The organism is Nitrococcus mobilis Nb-231 (assembly GCF_000153205.1).
Taxonomy (GTDB): Bacteria; Pseudomonadota; Gammaproteobacteria; order Nitrococcales; family Nitrococcaceae; genus Nitrococcus; species Nitrococcus mobilis.
Genome location: NZ_CH672427.1, coordinates 3,596,855 through 3,613,155 on the forward strand (window position 1 = coordinate 3,596,855; position 16,301 = coordinate 3,613,155).

Consider the following 16,301-nt stretch of genomic DNA (forward strand, 5'->3'; position numbering starts at 1 on the left):
CTGCTGACGGCCGCCATGGGTATTGTTGCAGGGGGCTCCGGTGCCACTTACTCGGCGTACGGTACAGTTTGAACCTCGGTAAATTCATATAAACCTTCGAGACCGCCTTCACGGCCGTAACCGGAATGCTGCATGCCCCCGAAGGGCGCTTCCGGGGTCGGGCCCGTGCCGGTATTGAGCCCAACGTGGCCGAAATGCAGCCGCTCGGCCACCCGTCGGCCGCGCTCCGAGTCGCCGGAGAAGACATACGCGGCTAGGCCATACTCGGTCTCATTGGCGAGCTGAACGACCTCGGCCTCATCGTGAAATGTGACGATGGGCACGAGCGGGCCGAATGTCTCCTCGCGGTTACAGACCGCATCCTTTGGCACCTCGGTGAGCACGGTCGGTGGGTAATAAGTGCCGCTTAACGCGCTGGTATCTCCGCCGGCAAGCTTGCGCGCGCCCTTGCCGAGGGCGTCCTCCACATGCCGCCGAACCTTGGCGACCGCATTAGCATCGATCAACGGTCCGAGGTTGGTGCCTTCATCGAGGCCGTTGCCTACACGCAGCCGTTGCACCCGCTGCACTACCTTGTCGGCGAACGACTCGACCACCGCTCGATGGACGAAGATGCGGTTGGCGCAGACGCAGGTTTGCCCCCCACCGCGGAATTTGTTGGCGATCAGATTATCGGCGGCCTGTTCCAGATCGGCATCCTCGAACACGATGTACGGGGCGTTGCCGCCGAGCTCCAGCGTGAGCCGTTTGACACCGGTTGCGCTCTTGCGAATGAGCTCCCGGCCGACTTCCGTGGATCCGGTGAAGCTGATCACACGTACCGTAGCATGTTCGAACAAGGCGTCTGTGATCGGCCCGGCCGATCCCGTGACGAGGTTGACCTTGCCCGCGGGAAGGTCGAGTTCTTGCTCGAGCAAACTGAACAGCGCAATCATAGTGAGCGGCGTTTTTGCCGAGGGCTTGATAACGCAAGCGCAATCTGCCGCCAGGGCCGCGCTGAGCTTTTTGGCGATCATGCCGATGGGGAAATTCCACGGCGTGATCAGTCCTACCACCCCGGCCGGCCGATAGTGGACGGTCCAGCGACAATTACGCGGTCGTTCCTCCAGCGTGCGGGGACCGAGTCGATCGATATGATCGGCGCAAAAGCGGAAGAAACCGGCGGCGTAATCCACCTCGGCTTGGGCTTCTTGCCACGGTTTGCCGTGCTCCATCGTGAGGATCCGGCCGAGTTCTTTGCGCTGCGCCTGCAGAGTCTGAGCGATCCGCTGCAGCCAGTGAGCGCGCTGTTCGAGAGCGGCGCGCTCGCCGAGTGCCGTCGCGGCGGCTTCGATGGCACGCAAGGTTTCGACGCGGCCCATCTTGGGGATATCGGCAAGGTGCGTTCCGTCGGCCGGATTGGATACGGGCAAGCTCTCGCCGCTATCGGCGTCGGTCCATTGGCCGCCGATAAAACCCATGCGGTGTGTAAGCAATGGCGATTCGATCATGGCGCTTGTCTTTGCTCCAATAGCTCCAGTTCGGATCAGTCGCGCGGTTGGCCAAATAGGGCCGGGCGCCGCTGTGTGAAAGGTTCAATGCCCTGATAGGCATGGGCGGCCTGCAAGACCCACTCGTCGCGATGCCGCGGTCCTATGATCTGTAATCCTACGGGCAAGCCGGCGCGAGTAAACCCGCAGGGCACTGAAATCGCCGGTTGTCCGGTCATGTTGAAGGGGTAGGTAAAAGGGGTCCAGGAGGGCCAGCGCTCATCCTGCCAGTCCGGGGGCACTTCCAGTCCGGCTTCGAAGGCGGCGATCGGCAGTGTGGGGGTGAGCAGCAGCGCGTAGCGATCATGGAATCGGTTCATGCGCTCGATCAGCGCGGCGCGCTCGTTGAGCGCCGCCAGATAATCCAGCATCGAAAGCTGCTCGGCCCATTCGGCCACCCGAATGAGTGCGGGATCCATCGCGCGGCGCTGCTCGGCCGAGATTGTCCGCAGCGCATTGGCCGCACCGCTATAAAATAACCGATCGAATGCTTCCCGCGGATTCGGGAAGCCGGGATCGATTTCCTCGATATGGGCACCCAGATCCTCGAACCGCTTGACTGCGGCGGCCACCACCTCGGCTACTTCCTGGTCCACGTCGACATAGCCCAGTGCTGGGCTGAATGCCACCTGCCAGCCTTTGATACCGTCTGCCAGTGCGGCGACGAAATCGACCTCGGGAGGGGGCAGAGTCGTATCTCGGGCATCCGGCTCACAGATGACGTTCATCAGGTGAGCTGCGTCCTGCACGCTCCAGGCGATCGGGCCAGGGTGGGCGAGCTGCCCGAAGGGGCTCGTGGGCCAGAAAGGCACTCTACCCTGGGTCGGTTTGAAGCCGACCGCACCGCAGAAGCTGGCCGGGATCCGAATGGAGCCGCCGGCATCGGTGCCGAGGGCGAGTGCCCCCATACCCAGCGGCACGGCGGCAGCGCTGCCGCCGCTCGAACCGCCTGCGCCCTTGGCGGGATCCCAGGGATTGCGGGTCACCCCGCAGAGCGGGCTGTCGGTGACGCCTTTCCAACCGAACTCCGGGGTCGTGGTCTTGCCTAGCGGGATGAAGCCATGTCGGCGCAGGCTCGCAACGGCTGGTGAATCGACGGGCGCTGGGCTTTCATCGATGAGTTTTGAGCCCTTGCGGGTAGGCCAGCCGCGGAACATGAATACATCCTTGATCGCTACCGGCACGCCATCCAACAATCCAAGGGCACCTTTGCGGCGCCGGCGTTCCTGGGCTCGGCGGGCTTCGACACGCGTGGTTTGCTCGTCTAGGAAGCAGTAAGCGTTGACCGTCTTATTATGCAGCTCGATTTGCTCCAGCGCCGCTTCGGTAACCTCCACGGGCGAGAGCTCGCCACATTCGAAATGTTCCAGCATCTCCACAGCCGTTAAGCAGGCGATCTCGGCAGTTATCGGACTCATAGTCTTACTCTTTGGTTGCGGAAACCTAGTCGTGCCCCTTGTCGACCAAGTTGTGCAGCGGTTCTCCCCGATGCCAACGATGGAATTGCTCGATAAATTGCTCGATGAGCGCTTCGCGCCAGCCGAGGAAATCCCCGGCCATGTGAGCGGAGAGAACGGTGTTCGGTGCCTCCCAGAGCGGATGACTCGCCGGCAAGGGTTCTTCCTCGAAGACATCGAGGGCGGCACCGGCAATCCAGCCTTCCTGCAGCGCTTGCAGCAGCGCTTCGGTGACGACGATTGGGCCGCGCCCGACATTGATCAGCCGTGCCGAGCGTTGCATGCAACGCAGTGCGGTGATATCGAACAGCCCTTGCGTTGCTGGAGTCAGCGGTGCGGCCACGACCACGAAGTCGGCGCACGGGAGCCGGGCATGCAGATCCTGGGCGGCATAAACGGCTTCGAAGTCCGGGTCGGCGGTGCGCTCGGTGCGGGCAATCCCTTCGGTCACCATGCCCACGGCGCGGCTCAAGCGAGCGATCTCCCGGCCGATGGCGCCGGCGCCCACCACCAGAACGCGTTTACCTTGCACGCGTTCGGTGTCGCGATGAAGCCACTCATGTTGTTGTTGGAGCATCCAATTACGGTGAAAGCTCTTGGCGAAGGCGATAATCTGGCCAAGAACATACTCCGCGATCGCGCGATCGAAGATGCCGCGGGCGTTGGTGAGCGCGATATCGCTTGCGCGCACTTCCGGAATGAGCACGGCGTCCACACCGGCACTGGTGGTATGGATCCATTGCAGGCGATCCGCGGCCGGCCAGGCGCGGCGCAGAGCGCTCGTGCGGAAGTCCGTGACGCACAAAACATGGGTTCCCGGCAGGGCCGCGCGCAAGGACTCGGCATCCCATGCCTGGCGTAGGATAGCCGCCTCGGTGAGGCGTTCGATGCCCGGTGGCAGGGCGTCTCCCGGGGCGATCAGGACGGTGACCACGGGCGTTTCGGGAGCAGTCTGTGCCATGTCCGCATTGTCTCCTAAGGATAGGCGATATAGGCCACCTTTATCCCGACGTTACCTAGCCCTTCATGCCGTGGTCAACCGCTCGTTGGCGCGTTTCTCCGCCAGCTTGACCGGCATTCCCCTCACGGCCTAGTCTCGACGGGACACACCCAGATTATCGGAGCTTGGGAAAGAGGTGGCTTGCAATGGCCGAGAGCGCCCGTCCACTCGATATCAATCAATACGACCCCATGGGGGGCCGGTTGTTCAGCCCGTCACTGCAGGCGATACCGATGCCGGGTATTCGCCGCATGATCAATACGGCGGCGAAAATGGACAATGTGCTCCATTTGTCCATCGGGCAACCGGACTTTCCAACCCCGCGGCATATCATCGACGCCCATATCCAGGCGCTTGAGGCCGGACAGACCGGCTATACGCTTGATGCCGGTCTACCGGAGCTGCTCAGTGCTCTTAGAGACTATTACAGTGCGCGGTACGAACGCGAGCTCACGGAAGACAATTTTATCGTTACCACCGGGGCCACCGAGGCCATGTATTTGGCGTTGAGCGCCACGGCGGCACCGGGGCGGCAGTTCATCCTGACCGATCCGACTTTCGTACTATACGCGCCCCTTATTCGCATGAACGGCGGCGAGGTGAAGGTCATCCCCACCCGTGCCGAACACGGCCATCAAATCGATCCGCAAGAGGTGATCGATGCCCTCAGCATGCGAACCTTTGCCATCGTGCTCAATTCACCGAGTAATCCGACCGGCACGGTCTATCCGCGTGAGACGATGGAGGCGATCGTCAAGGAGGCTGCCTATCGCGGGATCTATGTCTTCAGTGACGAGGTCTATGATCATCTCCTGCTCGATGACATGGAGTATCCGAGTGTCATTCGCTGCACCTCGGATCTCGACCATATCATGGCGATCAGCAGTTTCTCCAAGACCTTCAGCATGGCGGGGTTGCGAATCGGTTGGATCATCTCCAGTCAAGGCGCCATCAAGAAGCTGCGTCGCTACCATATGTTCACTACCACCGTTGCCAACACGCCGGCTCAGTGGGCGGGGGTGGCGGCTTTGCGCGGCGATCGCAGCTGTGTCGACGAGATGGTGGCTGAATATCGGCGTCGGCGCGACCGGGTGGTGCATTTGGTGAGCGAGACTCCACATTTGAGCGGCTATTGGCCGCAAGGGGCTTTTTACATTTTCCCGTCGCTGCCACCACGCACCGACGGCTCCTTGTTGGCGCTGCGACTGCTCGAAGAGACCGGCGTGTGCGTGATTCCCGGAGATGCATTCGGTGATGCGTGTAGCAATGCGATCCGCATCAGTTATTCCAATTCCATGGAGCGGATCGAGGAGGCGTTCGAGCGCATGATTCCGTGGATGGCGCGGCAGCGGTTCTGAGAACCTGTTGCCGGCGGGAATCATTCGTTTTGATGATCGAGCCACTCGATTCGGTAGAGATCGAGCCGCCGATCCTTGATGTTACGTACCGATCCCTCGGCACGCAGCGTCTTGAGCTTATCCATATCGAGATCGACGATCAGGGTCATCTCGGTATTGGGCGTGCTCTCCGCCACGATGCCGTCATGGGGAAAGGCGAACTCCGCCGGTGAGAACACCGCCGCTTGGGAGTACTGAATCTCGATGTTCTCCACTTGCGGCAGATTACCGACGCTGCCGGTGATGGCAACATAGCATTCGTTTTCGATCGCTCGTGCCTGGGCGCAGCGGCGCACCCGCAAATAGGCGTTGTTGGTATCGGTCCAGAATGGCACGAACAGTAGCTGCATGCCTTGGTCCGCCAGTAGGCGCCCGAGTTCGGGGAATTCGACGTCGTAGCAGATCAGAATTCCGATTTTGGCGACGTCGGTGTCGATCACGTGCAAAAACTCACCGCCTTGCACGCCCCAGTAAAAGCGCTCGTCCGGGGTGGCGTGTAGCTTATACTGATTGGCCGTAGTGCCGTCGCGGCGGCATAGATAGGCGACGTTGTAGAGCTTGTTCTGCTCGTAGACCGGCATGCTGCCGCAGATGATGTTCGTGTTGTAGCTCACCGCCAGTCCGAGCATGGCCTCGCGCATTTCATCGGTGTGGCGGGCGAGCCCGCGCATCGCCTCGGCCGGCTCGTCTTGGTTGAATTGGGCGAGCAGCGGGGCATTGAAAAGCTCGGGGAAGAGGATCAGATCACAGTTGTATCCGGCCAGGGCGTCGACGAAAAACTCCACCTGCGTCATCAGGTCGTCGAGACCCTGCACCCGGCGCATCTGCCATTGCACGGTTCCGACCCGGACGGTCTTTTTGCGACCCCCGATCAACGGTGTTCGCTCGGCTTCGTAGAAGATGTTGTCCCATTGCACGAGCGTGGCAAAGGCACGCGATTCCACATCTTCGGGCAGGTAGCCGGTGATGATGCGTCGGATATGGAAGTCGTTGGCGAGCTGGAACGAGAGAATCGGGTCATACAGCTCGCGGAGCTTGACCAGCTCGATATAGCGCTCCGGTGTGAGCTCTCGGGCGTGTTTCTGGTAGCCGGGGATACGACCGCCGGCCACGATGGCACGCAGATTGAGCTTGCGGCAGAGTTCCTTGCGGGCATCGTAGAGGCGCCGGCCGAGGCGCATGTCCCGATACTCGGGGTGGACGAATACATCCACACCGTAGAGCACATCCCCGTTCGGGTCATGGTTGGTGAGAAAGCCGTGGTCCGTGATCTCTTGATACGTGTGTTTGTCGCCGAAGCGATCGTATTCCACGATCATGGAAATGGCGGCGGCGATCACGCGGCCGTTGTCCTCGATGCAAATCTGGCCCTCGGCAAAGCGATTAATTTGAGCAGCAAATTGTTTCCGGCTCCAGGCACCGCCGAGATTGGCGTAGACGTGGTCCATAATCTGTTTGATATCGGGATAATCGGACAGGCGCAGATTCCGAAGACGCAGGTGATGTTCTTCGATATCGCCACGACGAGAGTGTTCAGCATCGGTTGGCATAGTCGGTCAGTTGAATCGAACTGTGGAATCGGTTTGCGGTCATATGTTAGGCGCAGCATATCATGCTGCCTAGGGCGGCGGGTTGACCTGTAATCGGAACGCGCCGGCCGCCGGTTATCAGGGGAGGAGCCGCGATGAATGAGTCATTGACCCCCGAGCAGCGTCGAGAGCTACAGCGTCGCCTCGAGGAGGACTACAAGGCGCTGTGCGCGAACGTGCGCGAGGAGCTCCTGAGCTCCGATCAGAACAGCTACGCGGTGTTAGCGGATAAAGTGCCTGATGTGGGGGACGCCTCGGTTGCCGATTTGTTGGTCGATTTAAATATCGCGGAAATCGACCGGCACGTGCGCGAAATCCAGCGCATCGAGGCCGCATTGCGCAAACTTGCAGACGGGAGCTACGGATACTGCATGGATTGCGGCGAGGCCATTGCCGCGCAGCGGCTCCAGGCGAACCCGGCCGTGGCGCGTTGTTATGCGTGTCAAACCCGATTCGAACAGGAAGAGATCGGCGGTGCCCACCCAACGCTGTAATAGGCTGGGTCGTTGTGACCAAGTTGGTTGAACACCTTCATCCGGATCTGCGTAAGCCGGAGACGGGGTCGCAGCGGCGAGGGTGGCGACAGCCGGTAGAGCCCTCGTAGCAGCGATTCCCGGTCAAGCTTGTAACTTCTCATTAACCCCGGGCGTGACGGGACTCAGGTACTGGGCTCCACCGCGCGCATGATGCGCCGGAACTCACGCCGTAGGGGATAGACCCAGACGGCTTTCTTAAGTGTTTAGTCCCGGCATTTGATGGACGTCGAGCTTGCCCCGACCCTGGGGTCCCACCGACTCGATGCCAGTTCGCGGCTTGGTCGGCGGTGCCGCGGAAGCGCGGCAGCTCGACGAAGGTCTCCCGGCGCACCGGCCGGTAATCGTAGCGCGGCTGGGCGCCCGGTTTCAGGGGCTAGCCGTGGGATGCGTGCAGTAGTTGATCGCAGTAGGCCCGCCGTCGCGCTCGGCGAGATTGTCGTGCAGCGCGATCTCGGGGCGATCGAGGGCGCGCAGCAACTCGCCCTATGGTGTCCACCCAGCGTTCGAGCCGATAGCGGGTGTTGTGCGCGCCGATGTGCAGATCCTGGACGGTAACGTCATCGTAGCCCTTGAGCCGGCTGCCCGCAGGGGGCGCCGGCACGGGCACGGGCGCGAGCACGATGAGATCGTGGATCTCGAGGCGGTGGGTCTTGCTGCGTTTGTGCTTGCCTCGACGTTTGTCCTTGTGCCTCTCGGCATCTTGTTCCGCGCTTTCCAGCTTCGAGGCTTTGATCGGTGACTTCGGGTTGCCGCCCTTCAATCGGGCGATCTCATCGCGCAGCGCCTGGATCTCCGCCCGTTGCCGACGGCAGCTCTCCAGCAGCACCCCCGCTGGGGCGACCTCCTGCGGCGGAAAGTCGCTGATCTGAGGAAGCTTACGAGGAGCGCTCGTGCTCATGCTTCGCAGGCACCCACGATCGGCGAAGTATATCCAGCCCCGGAACCCCTTTTGACACTTCTGTGCCAGAGGTTAATAAGAAGTTACAGACTTATAATTTATTTATATGATAAATAGTAGCATTTTAACAAGACAGCTTCTTATAAAATGAAGGGCACTAACCGGGTGAGCACACCAAGGATTGATATTCGCCCCCTGAGCAAGGGCGATTTGGTGATGGCTGCGGGCATCTGCGCCCAGGCGATGAGCGATAACCCCATTCACCTTCAGGTATTTCGCGGCGCTCAAGCTCGGCGGCAACGCCGTCTTAAACGCTTCTTCACGGGCTTGCTGCCATACATTTTGCGCAAAGACGGCTTACTGGGCGCATACGCTGACGGAACCTTAATAGGCGTACTGGGTAGGCTGCCGCCGGGCCGCTGCAAACCAACCTGGCGTGACCTGCTGAGCCTGCTACCCGCATTGCTGACCAGCAACTCGCCTGCGGGCACACTGCGCACAGTTATCTGGCTTAATACCTGGCTCAGGCATGACCCGCCCACACCCCACTGGCACCTGGGTCCATTAGCGGTAGATCCCGGATGGCAAAATCAGGGCGTCGGCACCCAACTGATGGAATACGCCTGTACCGAGGCCGCTGGCACTTGCCTTTATCTGGAGACTGACAAGCTAGCCAATGTCCGGTTCTATCAAGGGTTCGGCTTCTGTGTGCTGGCGACGCCGTCGATCCTGGTAACGCCAAGCTGGCTTATGGTGCGAACGGCTTTGTGCCCGACTCTATGCGGGCACAAAGTTGCTGATTAAACACACCTGGCTTTGACGGTGTCTGATGACTGTGCTCGGGCGATTTCAGCATGAGGGCACTGCCGATCGCGAGACTCCGAGACCACCGTTCATCACGCACGGACTGCTCGGCCTTGAGTGCTTCCTCAATCCAGCTTCAGCAATTCCCGGTCAACGCTTAACAAGCTGATTTAGAAGCATATTTTTTTGGGGCTTTTGCAAACCTAGAAATACAATATACATATATTTCAAAAAGTTATCGAAAGATTGGCCGGGGGTCGCTGCTTCAGCTTCGATGAATTCGTTGAAGATCCGGGGATGCCCAACAGACCCATGAGGGCTGGGTAATCAATGGTGCGGTACCGTGCGGGTGGGTTTTGGATTTCCCGATCGCCAGAGGCTTCCCATTCCCGCGGATGATGAACGGCACCTGCCGTACCAGCAACTGAATGTGGTTGGATGTGACGATAAAATCCAGGACGCAGAGTCCGAACCGTTGGCGGGCTTCGAACAACCAGCAACGCCACAATCGGTGGTCCCGTGCGAATTTGAGCAGAAACTGCTGGCGATGGCAGCGGTGGGTAATGTGCCAGACATGGCCGGAGAGCCAGTGACGATTTGCGCGTGGCATTGAGTTCCTTCTTAGAACAGTGTTTTAAATGGGACAATGGTCCGTTTAAGCTGTGATTCAAGTGTTATTTTTTCACAGTTCTCTGATTTATCAAAGGATTACGCTGGCCCGACCCCCTGGTCGCCACTTGTCGGCTGCAGGACGTTGACCCCTACACCTACTTGGTCGATGTACTCCAGCGCGTGGGCACCCACCCGGCGAGCCGCGTCGCTGAGCTTGCCCCCGACGGTGAAAAGTCCACTTCGCAAGCCAGCCCCTACGATCCGATATCGATCGCATCGGCAATAATGCCGGCGGTTTGACCGCTTACGAGGACAGCGCCCCGCCGTCGAAGGCGCCGCGCACGGTGAGTCCATCGATGGCAGGAAAACGCAGTTGCTCTGGGGTAGAATTCGACACGGGCGACCTCGTTTGGCTTCTTCCGAAGCGTTTTTGGCGGAACACCCATTATATCAGTGGGTTAAACGAGGCTCGCTTTTTTGTGAATTTTTCGGGTTAGGAGGTGGTTCTTTCGGGTTGCATCGCTTTTCAGGCAGCAGGCTTAACACCAAACTCCAACCCTAGCGCCTTCGCCACTTTTAGCACCGTGCCCAGCTGAGGATTTCCTTCAGCCGACAAGGCTTTGTACAGACTTTCCCGGCCCAGGCCGGTCTCTCGAGCCAGGGCAGCCATACCTTTGGCCCGAGCAATGTCCCCCAGAGCCTTTGCTACAAAGCCTGGGTCTCCATCGCTTTCGGCAATTGACGCCTCCAAGTAGGCTGCCATTTCCTCCGGCGTGCGGAGATGCTCCGAGACATCATAGTCATGAAGTTTTGTTGCCATTTCAGACCTCCAAGCCCTTTGCCAACTCATAGGCCAATTTGATGTTTTTAGTCTGGCTCGATTTGTCTCCGCCACAGAGCAGGATGACGAGAACATCTTGCTGCTGAGTGTAATAGACCCGATAGCCCGGCCCTACATCAATCTTCAGTTCAGATACGCCCAGCTTCAGATCACGATGCTTGCCGGGATTGCCCAGGGCCAGGCGCTGAATTCTTGCCTGGATGCGGGCACGACCGTTGATGTCTTTCAGATGGTCGAGCCAAGCCGTGAACTGACCTGTGGCTTTAATCTGCTTCACAGGCGCAGTGTATCCCAAGGGATACGACATGCAAGTTTTCGGCTGGCACGGTGCTTTGGGCTGGGGTGCCTTCTAACCCAACTTAGCGGGTTCGCCCCGGATTTTGCGGGCGCCGAAGAAAAATCTTTTTGAAAATTAAAAGACGGTCTGTGGATAAGCCCCGCGAACCCGTGGTAGTGAAGACCTTGCTTGTTTTCTTTGTTGTGGGCATGCGGATAATAGGGGGCATGTTTCTACGTGCGACCACCCGCAAGAAAGATGGCAAGGTGCACCGGTATTGGAGGATCGTTGAGACGCGACGTTTGCCGGGTGGTCGGGTGCAGCAACGCCACCTGCTGTATCTGGGCGAGATTAATTCCTCGCAGGAGCGGGCCTGGCGTAGGTCGGTTGAGGTGTTCGACGAGCGCGCGGCGCAGCCGCGTTCGCTGGCGCTGTTTCCCAAAGACCGCCTCGACGAAGGCGTTACGGACGAGTCGATTGTGCGCCTGTGCCGCCCGCGCGAGTGGGGTTCATGCTGGCTGGCGCTGAAGCTGTGGCAGGCCTTGGAGCTGGAACGGTTCTGGCGTGATCGTCTGCCCCGCAGCCGCAAAGGCACGCGCTGGGAGCAGGTGCTGTTCGTATTGGTGACGTATCGGCTGCTCTCGCCGGGCAGCGAATGGCGTTTGACCGCTTACCCATAGCGTCCTCTTGTGGTCGATAGCCCTCGTTCTCGAAACACATAACTTCTAAGCATTTATCCGTCGTGCGGAGCATGGCGGATAAATGTCTGTTGGACTAATCCGCCATGCGCTGTGTCGAGGCGCTTGTTTTAAGGGGGTTGGATGGTTTGGTGCTCGGGGTGTCGAAGGCGCCGGGGGTGTTACGGCGCCCGTCAGGGGTGCCGGCGTCCCGAATCACCTCGGTAGGTGGTCGAAAACGGGGGCTCATGTCGGCGAATGTGGCGGATTCATGGGGCTCTCCGGGGCGATTTCGGTGTTCGGGACGCAACAGCAAGCCCAGATCCCCGCGGGGCCTGTCAGCGGGGCGCCGGTAGCATCGTCTCAACTCACGCGGCTGGCATCATCCGCTCTCCCGTTGTGACGGCGCCAGCAATGGCCCGGTGCGCAGCACGCCGGCGTGGCAGGCCGGGCGCGGGCAGACCACTGCCGTGTTGGCGGCGTTTGTGCACGCCTCGCTGGTTATCTCCTCGCTCGGCGCCGAGCGGCTCAGGCACGCACCGATGCGTGCGAGTTTCGCGTCTCGGCAGCGGTTGGCGAGAAAGCCGTAGTGGCGGATGCGCATGAATCTCTTGGGCAACACATGCAGCAGGAAGCGGCGCACGAACTCCACACCGGCCAGGCGCATGATCTTGACCCGGCGGCCGTCGGTGTAGTCAGTGTAGCGAAAGACCGCCGACTCGTCCTCAATGCCAAGGAGGCGGGCGTTGCTGATAGCGATGCGGTGGCTGTAGCGCGAATCAATTGCAATCAATCAAGTCCGATCCCCATTGGTTCATCGTTGACCGCTTGGTGTCGATGATGTCCGCCGTGGGCCGATGCGTTACAAGTCCAACTTGCAGCAAAACACTCCTCGACCTCTGTTCACTCCTCATAGTTGTACCGACAGAACTTGATGCTTCCTTGTTGAAGCCTACACTCGCCGGGCGGCGGGTGAGGGGGAAAGGCATGCTTGCTTGTTGGCACGCCCAGAGACTTAGTAACGCTAATCGTTATTAACGGTGTGCGTTATCATGATCCATGCTCAAGAGCTGTCGCGACAAAGAGACGAAAAAGGTGGCCGAAGGCCGGTGGTCCAGGAAGTTGCCGGTTGAGATTCAGCGGCGTGCCAAGATGCGGCTGGACCGCATCGATGCGGCGGTTACAGTGGAGGACCTGCGGGTGCCGCCGTCACACCGGCTGGAGGTTTTGCGGGGCGAGCGGGCGGGCCAGTACAGCATCCGCATCAACGAGCAGTGGCGGATCTGTTTCGACTGGCGGGACGGGCATGCCTACAACGTTGAGATCGTGGATTATCACTGAGAGGGTTGGGCCATGACTGGGCAGATGATCGGTCCCATTCATCCGGGAGAGCACCTGGCGGAGTTTCTCGAAGAGTATAGGATTACGCAGTATCGGCTGGCGAAAGCGATTCACGTGCCACCCCGGCGGATCAACGAGATTGTGCAGGGGCGCCGGGGTATCACGGCCGATACGGCACTTCGCTTGGCGCGCTTCTTCGGGACCAGTGCAGAGTACTGGATGCGCCTGCAGGATAAACACGAGCTCGAGGCGGCCCGGGCGCGGGGTGGTCGGGAGATCGAGCGTGAGATCCGCCCGCTGGCGTCGGGGCGGCACGTCACTGGCTAGCTGAGGCTATCGTGGCGAAGCGTAAATAGGGGGCGTACTTAAAATATACGGCTCGCAACGCTGCGATGGTTGCCGCCTATGCCACCGGCCGTTGCAGCTACCGGGAGATCGCCAAATACTTTGGAGCGCATTTGGCTTTCAGGTTCCGTGTGATGCTATTGAACAGCGGGTGTGGCGTTTGTGCACGCCTCGCTGGTTATCTCCTCGCTCGGCGCCGAGCGGCTCAGGCACGCACCGATGCGTGCGAGTTTCGCGTCTCGGCAGCGGTTGGCGAGAAAGCCGTAGTGGCGGATGCGCATGAATCTCTTGGGCAACACATGCAGCAGGAAGCGGCGCACGAACTCCACGCCGGCCAGGCGCATGACCTTGACGCGGCGGCCGTCGGTGTAGTCGGTGTAGCGAAAGACCGCCGACTCGTCCTCAATGCCAAGGAGGCGGGCGTTGCTGATGGCTATGCGGTGGCTGTAGCGCGAATCAATTGCAATCAATCGAGCCCGACCTCATTGATTCCATCGATTCACAGTTATTTGCCGTTGCGCGTGCTTACCTTCCGGGGAGCAAAGCTGCGCTGGCCGGAGCAAGCCTTCGAGGATTTCAGGCACACCGTGCGGCGTATGGCCTACCGGCTCTTCAGGCTCGCCCAGTGCGTGAGAGGCTGAATGGACTATTTCGGCATCTCGGACTACTACCGCCCGATCCCAGAACTCGAGGCGTGGCTGCGACGCCGGGTGCGGATGTGTTACTGGAAGCAGTGGCGCAAGACGCGCACGAAGGTGCGCCATCTGCTGGCGCTGGGTACGGGCAAACGCCATGCGATCCTCACGGCGCTCAGCTCCAAGGGCTATGGCACCTGTCGAGGACGCTGGCGACGCAGACCGGGATGACCAATGAGCGGTATGGCATTTTCATTAAAACCCGAAAAACAACATGTCTAAAGCTGTTGATATTTCATGTTGTTCTTCGGCTAGGCTTCCAATTCCGGACCGCAATTCGGCTGCTGGCACCGCCGCCATGAACTGAGTTGCCATTATTACCTTTTCACCCTCCACCTCAAACAAAGGGTTTAGCCGATCAGCGGGAGATGGTGCCGAAGACTGTGGCAACAACGGTACTACGACCCGTGTATTCAATCCGCTTAGTAGATCTGACTGAACATCCAGCAAATAGCCCGAGCCACTCTCATTTTGGAATATTTCGAATCGAGCCATTAGAACTGGCGATACTGGGCTAATGGCAGACCATTAGCTTCGACGTATGCGTTTGAACTTGCCAATGCGCCCTCATTCTCTTTCAGCCATCTTTGCCGTTTGTGTCGCTTCACAGCTTCAGAGATACCAGCCTCAGCGGACCGGGAGACATTGATACCCAGGGCTTTCGCTTCTTTAAGCAGGGCGCTATCAAGCGAAAGATTCGTAGGTTTCCGGGTGGCTTTGATGGATTTTGAGGCCTGCATGGCGATTCCTCGTTCAGCGAGATGCGCTCACACTATATGCGCATATTAGTTGCGCATCAATATTTCCGGCCATTTGGCTTAGCATGGCGCTCGGATATGCCGCCGCTTCAGTCGCCCAACTTCTAAGCATTTATCCGTCGTGCAGAGCATGGCGGATAAATGTCTGTTGGACTAAGCCGCCCGGCAGTGCGCCGAGGCCCTTGTTCTAAGGGGATTGTATGGTTTGGTGCTCGGGGTGTCGAAAGCGTCGGGGGGTGTTACGGCGCCCGTCAGGGGTGTCGGCGTCCCGAATCACCCCGGCAGGTGGTCGAGAACGGGAGCTCATGTCGGCGAATGTGGCGGATTCATGGGGCTCTCCAGGGCGATTTCGGTGTTCGGGACGCAACAGCAAGCCCATGTCCCCGCGGGACCTGTCAGCGGGGCGCCGGTAGCATCGTCTCAACTCACGCGGCTGGCATCATCCGCTCTCCCATCGTGACGGCGCCAGCAACGGCCCGGGGCGCAGCACGCCGTCCTGGCAGGCCGGGCACGGGCAGACTACCGCCGTATCGGCGGCGTTTGTGCACGCCTCGCTGGTTATCTCCTCGCTCGGCGCCGAGCGGCTCAGGCACGCACCGATGCGTGCGAGCTTCGCGTCTCGGCAGCGGTTGGCGAGAAAGCCGTAGTGGCGGATGCGCATGAAGCCTTTGGGCAGGACGTGCAGAAACATAAATCCGTCCCTTTTTATCACATGGGCGGCTGTTTCCTGAACCGCCCGGTGCGGACCCGCATGCCGGGTGGCGTGGGGAGGGCTGATTAAACGTCAGTCCTTACCCGATTAGCTGGCACTGCGGAGCTCCTCTCGGACCACCCGGCGGAGTGTTTCCTCAAGGGGTTCTTGCTCATGCTCGATGTGGTTACGAAGTGCCCGATTAATAAGGCTCTGATAGTTGCCTCCGCCGGCCTCCTCGACTTTATGTTTGAACCACTCGACCACATCGTCATCTAGTCGGATCGTGATCCGAGTCTTTCCTTGGGCGGCGACCACGGGACCACGCTTTCCCTTACTGAAGTCGTACTCTTTTCTCACGGTTGTTCCTCGTAGAGCCTACGCTCTTTCTTCGAGGCCTGGCGCGACGAGATGATACGAATCGCGTCATCGCGGCAGGCGAACACGGTTACCAGCACCCGGGCTCGATCGTCAGTTCCGATAGAGATGAAGCGTTCCTCACCTTGGGAGTCAGGATCCTCAATGGTGACGGCAGCCTCATCCTCCAGTGCGACGATCGCCTCGGAGAATCTAACGCCATGCTTTTTGGCGTTTGACGCAGCTTTGGTTTTGTCCCATTCGAATCGCACAAGAAGCAGTATATGCACAAATGTACACGGATAGCAAGCAAGATAGACTCAAGAAGACGCGAAACGCTCTGCTGCCAGCTAACGACAAAGCTAACCGGACCGCCAGGCTAAGGGCACCAAACTCAACGCCACGATGTCGGTTAACGAAACCACAACACTCAAATTTGCCGCCGACGTAGGCGGGTCCGCGTTGAGCGCCTTGTTAGGGCTTCTTCATCGCAACAA

At 59.7% G+C, this 16,301-nt stretch carries 19 protein-coding genes and 4 pseudogenes; 8 read left to right on the top strand and 15 right to left on the bottom strand.

The genetic code is table 11. The features are described 5' to 3' along the window. Nucleotides 1-47: 47 nt before the first annotated feature. The 3 genes from NB231_RS16395 to NB231_RS16405 are packed head-to-tail and all read right to left on the bottom strand — an operon-like array spanning nucleotide 48 to nucleotide 3,947. On the bottom strand, nucleotides 48-1,490 hold the full coding sequence (locus tag NB231_RS16395; protein ID WP_005005150.1) for an NAD-dependent succinate-semialdehyde dehydrogenase: 1,443 nt from the start codon (nucleotides 1,488-1,490) through the stop codon (nucleotides 48-50). 35 nt (nucleotides 1,491-1,525) lie between these two features. Further along, nucleotides 1,526-2,947 carry an amidase gene (locus NB231_RS16400; protein ID WP_005005153.1) on the bottom strand — a complete coding sequence of 474 codons (1,422 nt, stop codon included), beginning with the start codon at nucleotides 2,945-2,947 and terminating at the stop codon, nucleotides 1,526-1,528. A 25-nt stretch (nucleotides 2,948-2,972) separates the two neighbouring features. Beyond that, a complete protein-coding gene (locus NB231_RS16405) occupies nucleotides 2,973-3,947 on the bottom strand; it encodes a D-2-hydroxyacid dehydrogenase (RefSeq protein ID WP_005005156.1) in 975 nt (324 codons plus the stop codon). Between the two features lie 185 nt (nucleotides 3,948-4,132). On the opposite strand from NB231_RS16405, the gene NB231_RS16410 reads away from it, so the two are divergent. Then, nucleotides 4,133-5,344, top strand: coding sequence for a pyridoxal phosphate-dependent aminotransferase (locus tag NB231_RS16410; protein WP_005005158.1), 1,212 nt, complete (start codon nucleotides 4,133-4,135; stop codon nucleotides 5,342-5,344). A gap of 20 nt (nucleotides 5,345-5,364) precedes the next feature. Here the strand turns inward: NB231_RS16410 and NB231_RS16415 are convergent, their stop codons facing one another. Further along, on the bottom strand, nucleotides 5,365-6,933 hold the full coding sequence (locus NB231_RS16415) for a bifunctional GNAT family N-acetyltransferase/carbon-nitrogen hydrolase family protein (protein WP_005005161.1): 1,569 nt from the start codon (nucleotides 6,931-6,933) through the stop codon (nucleotides 5,365-5,367). Between the two features lie 134 nt (nucleotides 6,934-7,067). Between NB231_RS16415 and NB231_RS16420 the strand changes: the two genes are divergently transcribed. Then, nucleotides 7,068-7,466 (top strand): TraR/DksA family transcriptional regulator, encoded by a 399-nt coding sequence (locus NB231_RS16420; protein WP_005005164.1) that lies wholly within the window; start codon nucleotides 7,068-7,070, stop codon nucleotides 7,464-7,466. Nucleotides 7,467-7,881: 415 nt separating this feature from the next. Here the strand turns inward: NB231_RS16420 and NB231_RS16425 are convergent, their stop codons facing one another. After that, the gene (locus tag NB231_RS16425) at nucleotides 7,882-8,406 is read right to left on the bottom strand and encodes a hypothetical protein (RefSeq protein ID WP_005005166.1); all 525 of its coding nucleotides are present in this window, start codon (nucleotides 8,404-8,406) and stop codon (nucleotides 7,882-7,884) included. 147 nt (nucleotides 8,407-8,553) lie between these two features. Here NB231_RS16425 and NB231_RS17185 point away from each other — a divergent pair, with 147 nt between their 5' ends. Then, nucleotides 8,554-9,210 (top strand): GNAT family N-acetyltransferase, encoded by a 657-nt coding sequence (locus NB231_RS17185; RefSeq protein WP_005005167.1) that lies wholly within the window; start codon nucleotides 8,554-8,556, stop codon nucleotides 9,208-9,210. 296 nt (nucleotides 9,211-9,506) lie between these two features. On the opposite strand, the pseudogene NB231_RS19960 reads toward NB231_RS17185, so the two are convergent. Continuing rightward, nucleotides 9,507-9,820 (bottom strand): annotated as a pseudogene (locus tag NB231_RS19960) (hypothetical protein); the annotation flags it as partial. Between the two features lie 116 nt (nucleotides 9,821-9,936). Between NB231_RS19960 and NB231_RS18140 the strand changes: the two are divergent. Continuing rightward, nucleotides 9,937-10,091, top strand: a pseudogene (locus tag NB231_RS18140) (transposase domain-containing protein); the annotation flags it as partial. Between the two features lie 257 nt (nucleotides 10,092-10,348). Here NB231_RS18140 and NB231_RS16440 read toward each other — a convergent pair. Both NB231_RS16440 and NB231_RS16445 read right to left on the bottom strand, forming a co-directional pair. Further along, nucleotides 10,349-10,642, bottom strand: a complete 294-nt coding sequence (locus tag NB231_RS16440) for an addiction module antidote protein (RefSeq protein ID WP_005005171.1) — start codon at nucleotides 10,640-10,642, stop codon at nucleotides 10,349-10,351. Nucleotide 10,643: 1 nt separating this feature from the next. Next, nucleotides 10,644-10,940, bottom strand: coding sequence for a type II toxin-antitoxin system RelE/ParE family toxin (locus NB231_RS16445; protein WP_005005173.1), 297 nt, complete (start codon nucleotides 10,938-10,940; stop codon nucleotides 10,644-10,646). 227 nt (nucleotides 10,941-11,167) lie between these two features. Between NB231_RS16445 and NB231_RS16450 the strand changes: the two genes are divergently transcribed. Then, nucleotides 11,168-11,620: a hypothetical protein gene (locus tag NB231_RS16450; protein WP_050756131.1), complete on the top strand. Its 453-nt coding sequence runs from the start codon at nucleotides 11,168-11,170 to the stop codon at nucleotides 11,618-11,620. 379 nt (nucleotides 11,621-11,999) lie between these two features. On the opposite strand, the gene NB231_RS20395 is transcribed toward NB231_RS16450, so the two are convergent. Then, nucleotides 12,000-12,410: a transposase gene (locus tag NB231_RS20395; protein WP_005005176.1), complete on the bottom strand. Its 411-nt coding sequence runs from the start codon at nucleotides 12,408-12,410 to the stop codon at nucleotides 12,000-12,002. Between the two features lie 266 nt (nucleotides 12,411-12,676). Here NB231_RS20395 and NB231_RS16460 point away from each other — a divergent pair, with 266 nt between their 5' ends. Then, nucleotides 12,677-12,958, top strand: coding sequence for a type II toxin-antitoxin system RelE/ParE family toxin (locus NB231_RS16460; RefSeq protein ID WP_005005178.1), 282 nt, complete (start codon nucleotides 12,677-12,679; stop codon nucleotides 12,956-12,958). A 12-nt stretch (nucleotides 12,959-12,970) separates the two neighbouring features. After that, complete coding sequence (locus NB231_RS16465; protein ID WP_040662614.1) at nucleotides 12,971-13,285, top strand: HigA family addiction module antitoxin; 315 nt, start codon at nucleotides 12,971-12,973, stop codon at nucleotides 13,283-13,285. Between the two features lie 188 nt (nucleotides 13,286-13,473). On the opposite strand, the pseudogene NB231_RS18145 reads toward NB231_RS16465, so the two are convergent. After that, nucleotides 13,474-13,758, bottom strand: a pseudogene (locus NB231_RS18145) (transposase); the annotation flags it as partial. A 186-nt stretch (nucleotides 13,759-13,944) separates the two neighbouring features. On the opposite strand from NB231_RS18145, the gene NB231_RS19970 reads away from it, so the two are divergent. Next, nucleotides 13,945-14,169, top strand: coding sequence for a group II intron maturase-specific domain-containing protein (locus NB231_RS19970; RefSeq protein WP_005005184.1), 225 nt, complete (start codon nucleotides 13,945-13,947; stop codon nucleotides 14,167-14,169). A 24-nt stretch (nucleotides 14,170-14,193) separates the two neighbouring features. On the opposite strand, the gene NB231_RS18155 is transcribed toward NB231_RS19970, so the two are convergent. The 5 genes and pseudogenes from NB231_RS18155 to NB231_RS16495 form a co-directional block, all read right to left on the bottom strand. Continuing rightward, on the bottom strand, nucleotides 14,194-14,493 hold the full coding sequence (locus NB231_RS18155; protein WP_084766384.1) for a CcdB family protein: 300 nt from the start codon (nucleotides 14,491-14,493) through the stop codon (nucleotides 14,194-14,196). Further along, on the bottom strand, nucleotides 14,493-14,738 hold the full coding sequence (locus NB231_RS16480; protein WP_005005185.1) for a type II toxin-antitoxin system CcdA family antitoxin: 246 nt from the start codon (nucleotides 14,736-14,738) through the stop codon (nucleotides 14,493-14,495). Before NB231_RS16480 ends, NB231_RS18155 begins: the two co-directional genes overlap by 1 nt. Nucleotides 14,739-15,354: 616 nt before the next feature. Continuing rightward, nucleotides 15,355-15,441: pseudogene (locus NB231_RS20465) on the bottom strand (transposase); the annotation flags it as partial. Nucleotides 15,442-15,555: 114 nt separating this feature from the next. Next, nucleotides 15,556-15,807 carry a BrnA antitoxin family protein gene (locus NB231_RS16490; protein WP_005005188.1) on the bottom strand — a complete coding sequence of 84 codons (252 nt, stop codon included), beginning with the start codon at nucleotides 15,805-15,807 and terminating at the stop codon, nucleotides 15,556-15,558. Then, a complete protein-coding gene (locus NB231_RS16495; protein ID WP_005005191.1) occupies nucleotides 15,804-16,094 on the bottom strand; it encodes a BrnT family toxin in 291 nt (96 codons plus the stop codon). The genes NB231_RS16490 and NB231_RS16495 overlap by 4 nt, the downstream gene beginning before the upstream one ends. Between the last annotated feature and the right edge of the window lie 207 nt (nucleotides 16,095-16,301).